The organism is Desulfoprunum sp. (assembly GCF_053613775.1).
The window spans coordinates 227,595-243,232 of the sequence record NZ_JBSHXH010000004.1; the positions used below are offsets into that span (position 1 = coordinate 227,595).

Consider the following 15,638-nt stretch of genomic DNA (forward strand, 5'->3'; position numbering starts at 1 on the left):
CGGGATAACCGGGGAAAATTCTTTTTGCAGGTTAAGGTACCATGATGGGACGCTGGTTGATCTTGCGCTGGTGCGCCATCTCGAACACTTCGTTGATGGAAGCCAGCGGGAAGGTCTTGACAAACGGCTTGAGGTCCATCTTGCCGGCCAGGATCAGATCGACGACCGGTCGATAGTATTCCGGTATGCATCCCCAGTTACCCCGGGCCGTGGCATTGAAGGCCATCAGGTTGGACAGACGGAACTCGGCCATGTCGAGGGTGAAGCCGACGACCGACAGGTGGGCGCCGAAGGTCAACAGGCCGAAGGCGGTCTTCTGTCCGGCGGCGGTGCCGGAGGTCTCGAAGATCTTGATATGGGTGGTCGACCGCCCCGTCTCCTTGGCGACGCCGTAGACCTTCTTGCGCAGATCCTTGAACGGGATTTCCTTGACGTTGAAGGTCGCATCGACATAAGGAGACAGATTTTCGAGCTTCTGCGAATCGAGGTCGATTGCCACTACCGCGGCCCCGAAGCTCTTGGCCAGCAGGGCGCCGAAGCCGCCGACACCGCCGACGCCGATGAACACGGCCAGATCCTGCTCGGACAGGCCGGCCTCGATGATCGCCTGATAGGGCGTGGTGATGGCATCGGCCACAACCGACAACTCCTCCAGGGTGATGCCGGTGGCGCTGATCGGCTGCATGTTCTCGTCGACCGGGACGTTGCACAGCTGCTTGGCCGGCACCACGATATGGCTGGCGAAGCCACCCTGGATGTCGTTGCCCGGCATCTTCTGGAAGCTGCAGATGTTGCCGCGGCCTTCCTTGCAGGACTCGCATTCGCCGCAGGGCATGACCGCCGGGACTACGACGGCGCATTTGGCCCATGCTTCGGCCCCGGGGCCGGTCGCCTCGACGATGCCGCTGATTTCATGGCCAAGGGTCAGCGGCAGAGCCGATTTGATCGGAACTGCGTCATAGAAGAAGCCCAGGTCGGTGTGGCACACGCCGCAGCCGCTGACTTTCAGCAGGACTTCACCGTCCTTCGGCTCGGGAAGGGGAGCTTCCACACGTTCCAGCGGTTGCTTGGGGTTGACCATCTGCCAGGATACCATTGTTGTCATAACGACCACTCCTTATCTTGTTTGCGGTTCATAGGGAATCCAGATCATGGATGAAATGTTCCTGCCCGTTGAAAATGAGAAACTTCTCGCCCTTGACCCGGGCGATCATGATGATGCCGAGGTCCCGGGCGAGATTCAGCCCCATGTGGGTGATGCCGGACCGGGAGATGATGGCCGGTATCTCCATCAACGCCGCCTTCATCACGATTTCCGAGGTGAGGCGGCCGGTGCTGTAAAAGACCTTGTTGCGGCCGCTGATCCGGTCCAGCCACATCTTGCCGGCGATGGTGTCGGCGGCGTTGTGACGGCCGACATCCTCGACGAATATCTCCACATTCCCGTCGCTGCACAGCGCACAGCCATGCACCGCCCCGGCCGACCGGTAGATCTCGTTGTAGGGGGCGAGCGACTTCATCAACCGGCTCAACTGCGACTGGCGCAGGGTGATGGGCTGCAGCTTGACGGCATAGAGCCCGTCGATCATGCAGCTGAACACGGTGCCCTGGCCACAGCCGGTGGTAACCGTCCGTCCGGTCAGCTTCTCCTTGAGTTGCTCACCGCTGCCGTCCTTGGTCTGGATAGAGACGGACTCGGTCGGCCAATCGACCCGGACCGATTCGATGTTCTCGATCTCGGTGATCAGGCGCTGGTTGCGCAGATACCCCAGCGCCAGCATCTCCGGTTGGGTGCCGAGCGTCATCAGGGTGACGATTTCATGGCCGTCGACCCGGATCGTCAGCGGTAATTCGCCGGCAATCTCGACCTGCCTGGTTGCACCCCGTTCGTCGATTACCGAAACGGTATGCGTCGGCCGGACGCCGGCGTCGGTCATGCGAGGACGGTAGTCGCTCACCTGTTCTTCCACTCGGGACGACGTTTTTCTTCAAAGCTTTTGATGCCTTCAAGGGTGTCCTCGGTATGCATCAACTGGTTGAGGAACATGTCGTTGACGCTTTCCATCGCCTCGTTGATCGACATGCCGACATGCTGGTTGACCGCCTTTTTGTTGAGCCGGATGATCAGCGGACTGGCGTGCTGGATCTCCTTGGTCAGATTGGCCACCCCTTTTTCCAATGCACCTTCGTCGAAGACATCGCAGACGACTCCCATCTGCTGCATTGCCTCGGCGCTGTAGCGCTTTCCGGTGGTACAGATCTCGATGGCCCTCGACGGCCCGACCAGCCGAGGCAGACGGACGGCGGCGTAGGGCGGCAGGAAGCCCAGCTTGATCTCGGGCTGGCCAAATACTGCCGATCTGGCGGCGACGACGATATCGCAGGCGATGGCGACCTCCATCCCACCGCCCAGACAGGCGCCGTTGACGGCGGCGATGGTGGGAACCGACATGGCATGAATCTGCTTGAGCAGGGCGTCGAAGTTCAGGATCATGTCCGGCGCCAGTTCAGGTTTGTGGTCGAGGACTTCGACGCCGGCACACCAACTGGCCCCCTGGGCGGCAATGACCACACATTTCAGCCCGGAATCGCCGTTGAGTTCAGCCAAAATGGCGGTCAACTCCTGCATCATGGCCATGTTCAACACATTGTGCTTCGGACGGTTGAACGTGATTCGGGCTATGCCGTTTTCCTGTGTCAACTGATGATAGGTAAGCTCCATAATGTCGTTATCCTTTTAGTTCTAAATTGCTGAAGAAAATCGCCGCCATTTCCGCTGGTTCCACGTCATATGTTCCGTTCCAGATGGTATCTTCGGTCATGGCAGCGCCTTTTCAGTCGAAGTGGTTTTTTCTTTCCCGCCCTTGCGTACAATGGTTCGCTGGTCCAGCGGCAGTGGCGGCGGCACCGGGCCGCCGACAATTTTGGTGACCGCACCGAACCGGGAGGGGCAGGCATTCAGGCAGGTGCCGCACTTGATGCACTTGTCCTGATCGATGACATGGACCACGCCCTTGCCGCCGTCGATGGCCTCGACCGGGCAGCTCCTGGCGCAGATCATGCACGCCTGGCACTTGGCCGGGTCGATATGGTACGAAGCCACCTCAGCGAACAGCCGCTTGATCTCGTCGAGGCTGAAATGATCGTCGTAGGCGGTTTCATCCTCCAGGCAGACCGTCAGCTTGTCGTGTTTTTCGATCTTGATGTAGGGGACCAGTCGGATGATGTCGGTCACGGCATCTTCAAGCCGGGCCGGCGTGATCTCCTCGGATTGGCCGATGGGGCCGAGCTCTTTGATCGTCTTGCAGAAATCGTCCACCACCGAGGCAAACAGGTTGCCTTCACCGCCCGACATGAAGGCGATGTGCAGCCGCCGCGGATTGAGCCCGATATGCTCGAGGATCTTTTTGCCCAGCAGGGCCAGGTTGAGGGCATGGTAGTTGCCGTGGGTGATGTAGTTGCATTCACCCAGCCGGCAGCCGCCGATGAAGACACCATCCGCGCCCTTGGCGAAGGCCCGCAGGATGTGCGCCAAATCAACCCGGCCCGAACACATCAAGCGAACCAGCCTCATATTCGTCGAGTATTGCAGTCTGGAAACTCCAGCCAGGTCAGCCGCCCCGTATACTCACCAGTGGCAGACAAAGCCGATGATTCTGGGGGTGAACATGTGTCCTTTACTCATGGTTCGCAATCTCCTCGCTTGTCATTTGACGACTATCGGTTCGGGAAGCAGCGCATCGATCTGGCTTTCGATCTCCCGGTCGGTGAAATGTTTCAGGACAATGGCCCCGGTGGGACAGACGGCGTTGCATAGACCGTCTCCCTTGCAGATCACCGGATTGACGACGGCCTTCTGGCCCAGTTTTGTCTTGCGCAACTCAATGGCATCATAGCTGCAGACCTCGATACAGGCGCCGCAGCCCATGCATTGTTTTTCGTTGACCTCGCACACCGCCCCGGACACGGTGACGATGTCGTTGGCGAGCAGGGTCAGGGCCCGGCCGGCCGCGCCGTAGGCCTGGTTGACCGCCTCGGGCATATGCTTGGGGTAGTGGGCCATGCCGCAGAGAAAGACGCCGCTCGTGGCAAATTCCACCGGCCGGAGTTTGACATGGCCTTCCTGGAAAAACCCGTCCGGTCCCAGCGGCACCTTGAACAGGCCGGCAATCTCCTGGGCGCCTCTGGACGGGATAACGGCCGCGGCCAATACCAGCAGGTCGGCGTCCAAGGCCAGCTTCTGGCCCAGGATCGGGTCGGGCAGCGTCACCTGCAGCACGGCGCGGCCGTCATCGGCCTCGGCCGCCTCCACCATCGGCGGATCTTCCGGGGTCCAGCGAATGAAGCGCACGCCTTCGTGGGATGCCTCACGGTAGTATGTTTCGTTGAAGCCGTAGGTGCGCATGTCCCGGAAGGCGATGGCGACATCCATCTTCGGGTTGATCGCCTTGAGTTTCAGGGCGTTCTTGACGCTATGGCTGCAGCAGACCCGGCTGCAGTAGTTGCGGTCCTGGTTGCGGCAGCCGACGCACTGGATCATCACCACGCTCTGGGCCCCGGTGACGGCGGTATCGTTTCGGGCAATGCGTTCACCCAGTTCAAGGTGGGTCACGACGCGCTCATCCTGCCCGTACAGGTATTCGGTGGGTTTGTACTCTTCGGCGCCGATGGCGATGACCGTGGCCCCATGCTCGATGACCGAAGGCCCCCGCTCCGAGGTGATCCGGGTCACGAAGTTGCCGATGTAGCCGGTTGACTCGGTGATGACCACCTCGTTGTAGACGTGGATTGCCGGATGGCGGTAGACCCTGCGGATCAGTCGGGCGAGATCGGCCTGGACGTCCTTGCCGTCGATGGTGGAATGAAGCCGGCGGGCGTTGCCGCCCAGTTCGGCCTCCCGTTCCAGCAGGTAGACGTCGTGGCCCTGGTCGGCGATGGACAGGGCGCAGGTCATGCCGGCCAGACCGCCGCCGACCACCAGGGCCGCCCTGTTGACCGGCAGGTCGAACTCCTGCAAGGGTTCGAGGTTGATCGAGCGGGCCACCGACATGCGGACGATGTCCTTGGCCTTGGCCGTGGCTGCTTCCTTCTCGCGGGAATGGCACCAGGAGCAGTGCTCCCGGATATTGGCCATATCCAGATAATATTTGTTGATCCCCGCTTCACGCAGTGTGTCGCGGAACAGCGCTTCCAGGGTCCTGGGGCTGCAGGCGGCGATCACCACCCGATTGAGCGACTTCTCCTTGACGGTGTCGACGATCGCCTTCATCGAGTTGGTAGCGCAGGAGAAGAGCTGTTGCTGGACGTGGACCACATTGGGCAGCGTCTGGGTGTAGGCGACCGTGTCGGGGACGTCGACCACCCGGCTGATATTGGCGCCGCAGTGGCAGACGAACACCCCGATACGCGGCTCCGCCGCGGTATTGTCGGTCTCCGGTGGGTAGACTCTTTCGGTGGTCAGTTTGCCCCGGCGGTAGTTCAGCAACTCGCCGCATTGGGAGCCGGCGGCACTGGCGGTAAAGACCGATTCGGGGATGTCCATCGGCCCCTGGAAGGCGCCGCTGACAAAGATCCCCGGACGGGTGGTGGCCATCGGGTTGGCGGAATCGATCTGACAGAAGCCGTGGCCGTTGACCTCGATACCGAACTTCTTCGCCAGACCCTGATAATCCTTGGGCGGGTTGAGACCGACGGAGAGCACGACCATGTCGAACGATTCTTCTTTGACCCCCTCGGATTCGGTGGCATAGCGGACGATGACGTTTTTGGTTTCCGGGTCTTCACCGACGATCGACACATAACTGCGGATAAACCTGACGTCCGGGAGCTGCTGGGTCCGCTGGTAGAAGGTTTCGAAGCCCTTGCCGTAGGCGCGCACATCGTTGTGGAAGATCGTGCAGGCGGCATTGCTGTCGTGATCCTTGGTAAGAATAACCTGTTTCTGGGCGTAGGTGCAGCAGACCGATGAGCAGTAGCCGTTGTCGCCTGCGGTTTCCCGTCGGGAGCCGACGCACTGGATCCAGGCGACGTTGTGGGGATGGCGCCTGTCCGAGGCGCGCAGGATCTCGCCCTCGTACGGACCGGTGGCGCACATCAGCCGTTCGTAGTCCATGCCGGTGACGACGTTCTGCAGCCTGCCGTAGCCGTACTCGTCCCGGATCTTCGGATCGAAAACGTCATAGCCGGGAGAGAGGACGATGGCTGCCACGTTCAGCTCCATCTTCTCCGGGATCTGGTGCAGATCGATGGCGTCGTTCTTGCACGCGCCTTCACAGATCCGGCATTTCTTTTCTTTCAGGTACAGGCAGCTCTCGTCGATGTAGGTGATCAACGGGATGGCCTGGGCGAAGTAGATATGGACGGCCTTGTTGTCGGAGATTTCCTGGTTGTACTGATCGGGATATTTCACCGGACAATACTCGACGCAGACGCCGCAGCCGGTACATTTGTCTTCGATGATGTAGCGCGGTTTCTTGGTCAGCCTGACGGTAAAGTCGCCAGACTGTCCGTCGACGCTGTCAACGTCGGTGTAGGTGAGAACCTTGATATTGGGGTGCCGGCCGACCTCGACCAGTTTCGGTGAAAGAATTCACATCGAGCAGTCGTTGGTCGGATACGTCTTGTCCAGCTGCGCCATGTGGCCACCGATGGCCGGCCCCTTTTCGATCAGGTAGACCTTGAAACCGGCGGTGGCCAGATCCAGCGAGGCCTGAATGCCGCTGATTCCGCCGCCGACCACCATGACGTCTCCAAAGTTGCCTTGACCCGAACCCTCAGAGCGTTGTACAATCGACTGGTTTTCCACGGTTTGTTTCCTTTTTTTCGAAGGATTAGAAGCGTTATTTGAGACTTTTTGTAGAAGCAGACATTCTGGCCACGGCATCCATGACCTTCTGCTTGCCGTGCTTTTCGATCAACGATGCCAAGCCGATGTCCAGCATTTCCTGTTCTTCCACAACTTCAACCTCTTCTTCCCGTACCTCCAATACCAGTGCATCGGTGATGCACCACTTGACGCACAAAGGTTCCTCTTCTCCTTCGCACATATCGCATTTCAACGGCAGGCCTGAATCAGGTTCTTTGAAGTCTTCGCGGGATGGACAGGGTGAACGGCAAAAGGCACACTCTTCATATTCCTTGCCATCTATGACGTAAACGCCCCGTCCAGCGCATTCAGCTCCGGCGGACTCACCGGCATAGACCGGTATATAGATATCTTCCAGTGGATGGCGCAGGACCTGGACCCGGGATCTGGCTGGATTGTTACTGGAGTATTTGGGCTCGGCGTGAAAGGCTGAACAGATCATTTCACAGGCACGGCAACCGTTGCACAGGTCAGCATTGATTTTAATTGTTTTGACGATCTTTTTTTCAGTTGCCAAAATTACACCTCCTTGCCGGTCTCGGCCGGGGTCGTCTCGGAAGGTGCATCCCCATTGTCCGAATAGACGCCGCGTTTCTCAAACTCTTCATATACATAGTCCAGTCCCAGATTGCGCAGCGCCTCCTCGGTGGGGATACCCTGCTCGTTCCATCCTTTAAATGCGTAGTAGGTGTCCAAGAGCTCTTTTTCTAAATCTGGGAAGCGCTTCTTCCAGTGATTTTCCGGTGGCTTATCATCTTTTCTGCGCACACCTCGTGTGGTGTTGATGGCCCGCACCAGGGTACGATAGCGCTTGGCTGCCTTGGTTAAGCTCTCTTCGTCCATGGCAAATCCAGCCCCTGCAGAAATGAATTTTGGATAGTTGTGGATATGATAGGGCGGTTTGAGCGGAAACGACGACAAACCGGCACACATACCCAAGGCATCGTCGATGTAGTGCATCCGTTCCTGCCAATCAACGATATCGCAGCACATCGCCGGGGTGGGGTAGAACGGGATCGAATTGTCGCCGCGCGGTTCCCAGTCCAGGAAATACTGTTTGAATTTTTCGTCCGGCACCTGGAACCAGTCCTTGACGAAGGTCTCCCGCTCTTCGCGGGTGGGGAATGGCGCTTGCGGGAACTGCCCCTCGATCTGGGTGATGTTCAGTTTCTCGCCAGTTGCGTACATGAGAAAATAGATGGGGTTGAGCATGGACAACTTGAGAGGCAGCTGTTCCGTCTTTTTTATAGTGTTGTGGGCATACTTCTCAGCGCCGTTACCGATCTGCTTGGCTGCCCAGTAAGTCCCGTTGGCCAGCACATCGCCGATACCTTCCCGTCGGACTATATGATCCAGCAACCAATAAAATCGCCCTTCGTTGTCTTCGGGCATTCCCGGGAAGTCATCGTCCGTGAGTATCCCATCTGCCAGGAGTTCCAGGGCAAATGCCATAACCTGCGGGGCGGAAAATCCGTCAACCCCATACTCGGTGGCGGCCTGGGCAATCCCCAGACCGAACTGCAGGTCGGAGAAAGCCGCCATGGTATAGGTGAGCTTGGAGAAACATTTCATCATATATGTTGGTTTATCCGGTGGAGAAATGGTCGCGCCACATTTCATCGGACAATTGTAGCAGCTGATCAAACGTGTCTGCATGCCCTTCATAGTTGAGGTCCAGTCCTCGGCGATCTGATCGGTCCAGAAATCTTTACGGCGCTCCCGTGAATTGCCCCACATGAAATTTTCGGTATGCCACTTTTCATCGTGGGTTTTCATCTCCTGGGGCGATCCCAGTCCGGAAAGGATGGCCATGACTCCAGGGATCGGATTCTTTTCACGGAACTGGATGTACTGCAACACTTCGTTACAGAGGCCAACAAATTCAGCAGGCCGCGCTGTATGAATATCCTTGGTCCCGCGGACGACAATGGCTTTTACTCCCTTGTCACCCATCACCGCCCCGAGCCCACCCCGGCTGGCACTGGAGCGACCTTGTTCAATAGAGGCAAAATAGACCCGATTCTCACCAGCCATGCCGATGGCTGCCACCTGGGCCTTGGGTTCCTTGAGTTCCTCGCAGATCAGCTTGGCCGTCTCTATGGCACCTTTGCCTCTGAGGTGCGAGGCGTCGCGAATCTCGACCTTGTCGTCCTTGATCCAGATGTAGACCAGGTCGGGGGATTTGCCGCGCAGGATTACCTTGTCATAGCCGGCGTACTTCAATTCCGGCGCCCAGAATCCGCCCATCATGGAAAAGGCCAGTAACTGATTCACCGGCGAAATGGTAGTGACGATAGTCCGGTTGCAGCCTATGGCCGGGGTTCCACACAAAAGACCGGTGCCGAAAATAAGCAGGTTGTTAGGCGAAAAGGCCTCTACTTCCGGGGCTACCCGGTCCCACATGATCTTGGCATTGGTCCCCAATCCCCCCAGATACAATTGGCTGTCCTCGGGATTGCTGGCTACCCGCTCGATATTGCCGCGGCTCAGATCAATCTCCAGATTATATCCAGTCTCTGCGTATCTCATTGTCTTTTCCTTGTGCTGTCGCTAATTTACTTCAGATTTACCGGTAAAACTCAACCAACCGGAAAATCCACTATCCAGACTCTCGGGATGAATTTCACCTGTTTGCCGGCATTCGCTACATTGCTTCCTGAACGATTTCCGTAATATCTTTAATTTCCAGCAAGTCACCGTATTCGAGGTTGAGGCGGCTTTCCTCGAAGTTGGTAATGCAATATGGGCAACTGGTTACCAGCACCTGGGCTCCAGTTTGAACGGCCTGATTCAACCTGATGTCGGAAAATCTCTGGTCTTGCGGCGTGTCCATCCATATTCTTCCGCCGCCACCACCACAACATAGGCTGTCACGGCGTGATTCGGCCATCTCAACCAGTTCAAGCCCGGCTATCCTGTTCAAGACAGTACGGGGTTGGTCATATATATTGTTATGCCTGCCGAGATAGCAGGGATCATGGTAGGTGACTTTCTTTTCAAATGGATGGTTGAACTGGAGGCGTCCTTCATCGAGCAGTTCCAGCAGATATTGGCTGATATGGACAACTTCAAAGTTGACCATGAATTCGGGGTATTCGTTTTTAAAGGTATGGTAGCAGTGGGGGGACGAGACCAGGATTTTCTTTACCCCTTGGTCGATAAAGGTCTTGATATTTTCCCTGGCCAGGGACGTGAATACCTGTTCACTGCCGAACTTGCGGATACTTTCGCCGCAACAGTTTTCCTTGTTGCCCAATATGCCGAAATCAACCCCTGCTTTTTTGAGGATAGCGGCCGTGGCTGCGGCAACTTTTTTCATTCTCGGATCGTAACTCAGATAACAGCCGACAAAGAACAGCACCTCCATTCCTTCGGAATATTGTTTGACCCCGTGCTCCTTTGCCCAATCCCCTCGTTTCTGCCGCTCTACCTGCAACGGATTCCCTTCCGAGATAAGGCTCGCCCTTGCCGTGCGGGCGGACTTGACTGACGCCGGGAAGACTTCATAGCCGGCGGCAACCCGCCGCAGAGAAACGCCGAGTTGAATCTGATTTACTCCCCTTGGACATTGTGCTGGACATCTTCCGCACGTGGTGCAGCGCCAGATGTCTTCTCCGTCGATTTCGGTCAAACCAAAGGTGGCCTCACGTATGACTTTGCGCATACTGAACTGCCTTACCTTGTTCCAGGGACAAACTGTGTCACACAAGCCGCACTGAAAGCAGAATCTCTGTGATTGTCCGCCGGCTCCCTCTATCTCTTCAACGACTTCTTTGAAAGGGGCAACTGTTTCCACTTTGTTTCGTCCTCACTCTCATTTTAAAGGGTTGACTAATATGTTAATAGACAATATGTTAATTATTAATGCGTGTCAAGACAAAAAAGCTAGTATTAAGCTATAATATTTAACCCTGAACGTTGCTCCAAATCAAATGGGCAACATTTTGTAATTATTATTTTTCTGTGTTATACATACCCTGAACGTTGCACCATTGTAAATGGATAACATAATGTAATTATAATTTATCTGAATTGAACGAAGGATGAGGATATGCCAGCAGAAACCTACCCAGCAGAAACCAACGAAAATGATTGGGGCGAATACAACTATAAAAACAACATGGAAATTGGCGAAAAAGTCATTGCTGTCCTGTTTCGAGCTTCTGAGACGATAAAAAAGGATCTCGATTTGACCTATAAAAATTACGGGTTGACGTTTTCCCAATATAACGTACTGAGAATATTGAATAATTCAAAGAATGGCCAGAATACGGTGAGTAATACCAGCAAGATTATGCTGGTGTCCAGTTCCAATATTACCGGTCTCACTCAACGATTGGAAAAAAACGGATTAATTTTGAGAAAGCAGGATCCCGGTGATGAGCGGATTACCGTGCTTGAAATTACCCCCAAAGGATCACGCATATTAAAGAACATTCAAGATTCTCATTTATCTAAGATTAACATCTATTTGAAGCACTTTCCCAGCCAGAAGCAAAGAGAATTGCTAGAAGATCTGAAGCTGGTATACAGAGATGTGCGGAAAAAGTAATTTTCCTGAGAACAAAATTGTTGACACTGAATTTGTTAACATGTTACTCATTAATATATTCATTGTTATCTTGGGTGATCGATGTTTTCTCAACAATGCTTGATACAATAGCAGGAGGATATTTTGAAAATTCTTACTACCGTAAAAAAAGTCGTTGATGTGGAATTGACCATCCGCGTGGAGTCAGGGGCCATTGTCGAAGAGGGGCTGCAGTATGTCATGAATGCCTGGGACGAAAATGCGGTAGAAGCCTCTGTCCAGCTCAAGGAAAATAATGGTGCAGAGACAACGCTGGTCAGTATCGGCGGCGGCGATGACAACACCCAGATTATCCGTCGCGGCTATGCCATGGGTATTGACAACGGTATCCAGGTCGATGACCCGCAACTTGCCGGAGCGGATTCCTTTGTCTTGGCCAGGGTACTGCAAAAGGTTTACGAAACCGGAAGCTATGATCTGGTCGTAACCGGCAAACAGGCCCAGGACACCGATAATGGCCAGACCGGAATAATTCTGGCCGAGAACCTTGGGATACCCTGCGTCAGTAATGTGGTCGCAATCGACGTGATAGACGACAAGCTCATCAAGGTGACGCGGCTGGGCGACGGCGGCAAGGAGATTGTGGAATTGAAGTTGCCGGCGCTTGTCACGGTCAGCGATAGTATCAATGAACCCAGACTGCCGCAAATGCGTGGTCTGATGATGGCCAAGAAAAAGAAGATCGAGGTGATGGATCTGGCCGCACTTGGCACCTCGTTTGCTGAGGTGGGTGGCAGCGGCAATCGATCTGAAATCCTCGAATTCAGTAGATCTCAGGCGCGTGAAGCCGGCAAAAAATTTGAAGGTGATGCCGCTCAAATCACCGCCCAGGTTGTTGATCTGCTGATGAATGAAGCCAAGGTCTTGTGAAGACACCCTCTCAATTACGTATATTTCATTGATTTAAATAAATTTATATAAGGAAAAGAAGATCATGGCTAAAGTACTCGTAATTGCGGATATCAAGCGAGGTGAGGTGAAGCGCAGCACAGCGGAACTTTTGGCAAAAGCCAGAACTCTTGGTGCTGAGACTGCTGTCGTTGCTATCGGTAACAACCTGGAAGCATTGATTCCTGACCTGGTGAGTGTCGGCTCCGGTAGCCAATATATAGCTGATGATCCAGGTTTGGAACTGTTTTCAGCCGGCCCATACGCCTCCTGTGTCGTCGACGCGGCAAGCCAGTTTGGCGCCGACCAGATCTGGTTCGCGTCAACAGAAAGCAGCAAAGCCGTGGCACCGAGGGTGGCTGCCCGGCTCGCGGTGGCCTGTGCAACCGATATTACCGATGTGGCCTCTACTGGGGGCAATATCGAAATAACACGGCCTGCCATTGCCAATAAAGTGATACAGCGGGTGAAAATAAACAGTGAAAAGCTTGTTGCAGTTGTCAGGGCAGGGGCTTTTCCGATGACGGACGAGGGCACTGCCGGCAGCGAAAATGTCATCCGCCTTTCAGCGCCGCCCACTGATCTGGGGGCCGTGATCAAGGAACTGATAGCCGATGCCAGCGGAGATATCGATCTGGGCGATGCCGCCATTGTCGTCTCAGTCGGGCGCGGCGTCAAGGATCAAAAAGGTATTGATCTGGTGAAAGGACTGGCGGATGATCTGGGTGCCGGTTTCGGCACTTCCAGGGCCATGGTCGACAGCGGTTTGATGGGGCACAACAAACAGGTTGGCCAGACAGGAAAAATAGTGGCCCCGAAACTGTATATTGCCGTCGGCATTTCCGGCGCGATTCAGCACCTTTCCGGTATGACCGGCTCGCAGGTGATTGTGGCTGTCAATAACGATCCTGAAGCGCCGATCTTTAATGTCGCTGACTACGGCATAGTAGGGGATCTTTTTGAAGTGGTTCCGATTCTCCGTGAACAGATAAAGAGCATTAAAAGGTAGTTTTTTCCGGTAACTCTTCAAACTCAGCCCGGTTGGTGAAGGATCGGATAATCTTCTGAAATTTAGCCAGGCCGAGTTTCTCGGTTTTCAGATAGATCTTATGTTCCAGCAGGATGTGCTCAAATAATTCCATTATATATACGAGTTGAGGAGATAGTTTTGAATCCCTTAGTAATGGCTTTTTTACTTGTTATTGCCCTGAGTGTATTCTGCTATTCCATGGTTCGTAAGATTCAGCTGCTCCAGGCGCTGGCGCCCGCCGACAGAGCGAACCACCTGAAAGAACGCTTCAAAAACATGATGGTTCTGGCCGTCGGCCAGCAACGTCTTATCGGCAGGGCCAAGGAAAGAAGCTCCGGAATCATGCATGCCTTTATTTTCTGGGGATTCTGCATTCTGTTAATTCGCAGCTTGATGCTCTACGGGGAGGGATTCCAGAAGGGATTCGAGCTGCCTCTCTTCGGCGCGCCACATCTGCTTGGCTACCTGTACGTTGCGTTAAAAGATTTGGTCGAGGGGATTGTCCTGGCCATGGTCATCTGGGCAATCTATCGTCGAGCCGTTGTCAAACCAGAAAGATTGCATAACAGCTTCAAAGCGTATCTGGTTCTGGTGTTGATCGGCATTTTAATGGTGTCTGATCTGTTATACGACGGTGTGCGATTCAACCTGGTCCAATTACCTGATTCTTCAAATAATATCCATATATTTAACAACCCGCAGTATGGCCCGGAAGCTCTTTGGGCGCCGTTATCGAACGTAACAGCTGCACTCATTTCCGGCTTCAGCGCTGAGACCCTGGCTCTGCTGATGGGAGCCATGTTCTGGCTGCACATCTGTACTCAGCTGGTCTTCCTCAACCTCCTCCCGTATGGCAAGCACTTCCATGTGATCACGGCACTTCCCAACGTTTATCTCAAAAGCCTGGGCTATCCCCATGAAAAGGCAAAACTCCTGGATATGGAGGACGAAGCTGCCTGGGAAAATGAAACATTGGGTCTTAATCACATCCACCAACTCGACTGGAAACAGGCGCTGGATCTCTTCACCTGTACCGAATGCGGCCGATGCAAGGAGGTGTGTCCTGCCTACACCACTGATAAGCCACTCAATCTGTACGATTTCAATCTCAATCTGCGGCAGGAACTGACTGATAATGAAACGGCCATCATCCAGAGGGCCAAACTGTTATCAGGTGCGGAACAAAGCGGCGAAGATGCCGATGCGTTGAAAGAAAAGGTCCTGGCACTGAACAGCGAAAAACAATTGGTTGGCGATGTCATTGCAGGGGACACGCTCTGGGCATGTACAACATGTCGAGCCTGTGAAGAGGTGTGTCCGGTGGCGATTGAACATGTGCCGCGTATCATTGCCATGCGCCAGGGACAGACCCTGATTGCCCAATCGTATCCCAAAGAGCTGAACCCGGCTTTGAAAGGTCTTGAACGCAACGGCAATCCCTGGGGTATTGGGTATGATAAACGCGAGGAATGGGCCAAGGGACTGGGGGTTACTACAATGGCGGAGAATCCGGACGTCGAATATCTCCTCTGGGTAGGATGTGCCGGTTCGTTTGATGATCGAGCGAAAAAAGTATCCGTCAGTCTGGTGAAGATTCTGCAAAAAGCAGGCGTCAGATTCGGTATTCTCGGGGTGGAGGAAAAATGTACCGGTGATTTTGCCAGAAAGGTCGGCAATGAAATGCTGTTTCAGATGCTGGCCCAGGAAAATATCGAAACACTCAATGGATATAACGTTAAAAAGATCATCGCCGCCTGTCCTCATTGCCTCAATACGCTCAAGCATGATTATCCGCAATTGGGAGGAAATTATCAGCTCATCCATCATAGCGAATTCATCGAGCAGCTTGTAAAAGTGGGCAAAATCAAGCTGAACCAATCGATGAAAGGCACGGTAACATACCATGATCCATGTTATCTAGGCCGCTATAACGACATTTACCGCCAGCCGAGGTCAGTGCTGCAAGCTGTTGCTGTTGATGGGATCAGGGAGATGGATCGAAGCGGCAAGGAAAGTTTCTGTTGCGGTGCGGGCGGGGGCCGAATGTGGATGGAAGAGAACATAGGCAAAAAAATATATCTCGAGCGGACAAGGGAAATCGTCGATATGGAGGCCACGACCGTTGCGGTGAGTTGCCCCTTCTGTCTGACGATGATCGAAGACGGAATCAAGGAAATGGAAAAGGTGGACACAGTCCGGACCAGGGATATCGCCGAACTCGTAGCGCAGTATATGGTGTAGCCCGGAAATAGACAACGCACAGG

General features: G+C 54.5%; 12 protein-coding genes. 4 read left to right on the forward strand and 8 right to left on the reverse strand.

Going from position 1 to position 15,638, the window contains the following annotated elements; genetic code table 11:
• Window positions 1–31: 31 nt before the first annotated feature.
• From had to ACWGKN_RS05180, 8 genes are all read right to left on the reverse strand, one after another.
• The gene (gene had, locus ACWGKN_RS05145) at window positions 32–1,105 is read right to left on the reverse strand and encodes a 6-hydroxycyclohex-1-ene-1-carbonyl-CoA dehydrogenase (RefSeq protein ID WP_452094811.1); all 1,074 of its coding nucleotides are present in this window, start codon (window positions 1,103–1,105) and stop codon (window positions 32–34) included.
• A 28-nt stretch (window positions 1,106–1,133) separates the two neighbouring features.
• Entirely contained in the window at window positions 1,134–1,958 is an 825-nt protein-coding gene (locus ACWGKN_RS05150) for a formate dehydrogenase accessory sulfurtransferase FdhD (protein WP_424255743.1), read from the reverse strand.
• On the reverse strand, window positions 1,955–2,722 hold the full coding sequence (locus ACWGKN_RS05155; RefSeq protein ID WP_452094812.1) for an enoyl-CoA hydratase/isomerase family protein: 768 nt from the start codon (window positions 2,720–2,722) through the stop codon (window positions 1,955–1,957). Before ACWGKN_RS05155 ends, ACWGKN_RS05150 begins: the two co-directional genes overlap by 4 nt.
• A gap of 96 nt (window positions 2,723–2,818) precedes the next feature.
• On the reverse strand, window positions 2,819–3,685 hold the full coding sequence (locus tag ACWGKN_RS05160; protein WP_452094813.1) for a hydrogenase iron-sulfur subunit: 867 nt from the start codon (window positions 3,683–3,685) through the stop codon (window positions 2,819–2,821).
• 21 nt (window positions 3,686–3,706) lie between these two features.
• The gene (locus tag ACWGKN_RS05165; protein ID WP_452094814.1) at window positions 3,707–6,742 is read right to left on the reverse strand and encodes an FAD-dependent oxidoreductase; all 3,036 of its coding nucleotides are present in this window, start codon (window positions 6,740–6,742) and stop codon (window positions 3,707–3,709) included.
• 97 nt (window positions 6,743–6,839) lie between these two features.
• Complete coding sequence (locus tag ACWGKN_RS05170; protein WP_424255768.1) at window positions 6,840–7,385, reverse strand: 4Fe-4S dicluster domain-containing protein; 546 nt, start codon at window positions 7,383–7,385, stop codon at window positions 6,840–6,842.
• Window positions 7,385–9,394 (reverse strand): aldehyde ferredoxin oxidoreductase N-terminal domain-containing protein, encoded by a 2,010-nt coding sequence (locus ACWGKN_RS05175; protein WP_035225609.1) that lies wholly within the window; start codon window positions 9,392–9,394, stop codon window positions 7,385–7,387. The genes ACWGKN_RS05170 and ACWGKN_RS05175 overlap by 1 nt, the downstream gene beginning before the upstream one ends.
• A gap of 115 nt (window positions 9,395–9,509) precedes the next feature.
• Window positions 9,510–10,661 carry a (Fe-S)-binding protein gene (locus ACWGKN_RS05180; protein ID WP_035225610.1) on the reverse strand — a complete coding sequence of 384 codons (1,152 nt, stop codon included), beginning with the start codon at window positions 10,659–10,661 and terminating at the stop codon, window positions 9,510–9,512.
• A 255-nt stretch (window positions 10,662–10,916) separates the two neighbouring features.
• Between ACWGKN_RS05180 and ACWGKN_RS05185 the strand changes: the two genes are divergently transcribed.
• The 4 genes from ACWGKN_RS05185 to ACWGKN_RS05200 all read left to right on the forward strand — a co-directional run bounded on the left by ACWGKN_RS05185 (window position 10,917) and on the right by ACWGKN_RS05200 (window position 15,615).
• The gene (locus ACWGKN_RS05185; protein WP_052160153.1) at window positions 10,917–11,417 is read left to right on the forward strand and encodes a MarR family transcriptional regulator; all 501 of its coding nucleotides are present in this window, start codon (window positions 10,917–10,919) and stop codon (window positions 11,415–11,417) included.
• Window positions 11,418–11,540: 123 nt separating this feature from the next.
• The gene (locus ACWGKN_RS05190; RefSeq protein ID WP_035231240.1) at window positions 11,541–12,326 is read left to right on the forward strand and encodes an electron transfer flavoprotein subunit beta/FixA family protein; all 786 of its coding nucleotides are present in this window, start codon (window positions 11,541–11,543) and stop codon (window positions 12,324–12,326) included.
• 64 nt (window positions 12,327–12,390) lie between these two features.
• Window positions 12,391–13,353 (forward strand): electron transfer flavoprotein subunit alpha/FixB family protein, encoded by a 963-nt coding sequence (locus ACWGKN_RS05195; protein ID WP_035231242.1) that lies wholly within the window; start codon window positions 12,391–12,393, stop codon window positions 13,351–13,353.
• Window positions 13,354–13,512: 159 nt separating this feature from the next.
• Complete coding sequence (locus tag ACWGKN_RS05200) at window positions 13,513–15,615, forward strand: (Fe-S)-binding protein (protein ID WP_452094815.1); 2,103 nt, start codon at window positions 13,513–13,515, stop codon at window positions 15,613–15,615.
• The last annotated feature ends 23 nt before the right edge of the window (window positions 15,616–15,638 follow it).

Coding starts and splice junctions, on each gene's coding strand:
- ACWGKN_RS05155 (WP_452094812.1), bottom strand. CDS start 2,722: ATGGAGCTTACCTATCATCAGTTGACACAGGAAAACGGCATAGCCCGA.
- ACWGKN_RS05175 (WP_035225609.1), bottom strand. CDS start 9,394: ATGAGATACGCAGAGACTGGATATAATCTGGAGATTGATCTGAGCCGC.
- ACWGKN_RS05185 (WP_052160153.1), top strand. CDS start 10,917: ATGCCAGCAGAAACCTACCCAGCAGAAACCAACGAAAATGATTGGGGC.
- ACWGKN_RS05195 (WP_035231242.1), top strand. CDS start 12,391: ATGGCTAAAGTACTCGTAATTGCGGATATCAAGCGAGGTGAGGTGAAG.
- had (WP_452094811.1), bottom strand. CDS start 1,105: ATGACAACAATGGTATCCTGGCAGATGGTCAACCCCAAGCAACCGCTG.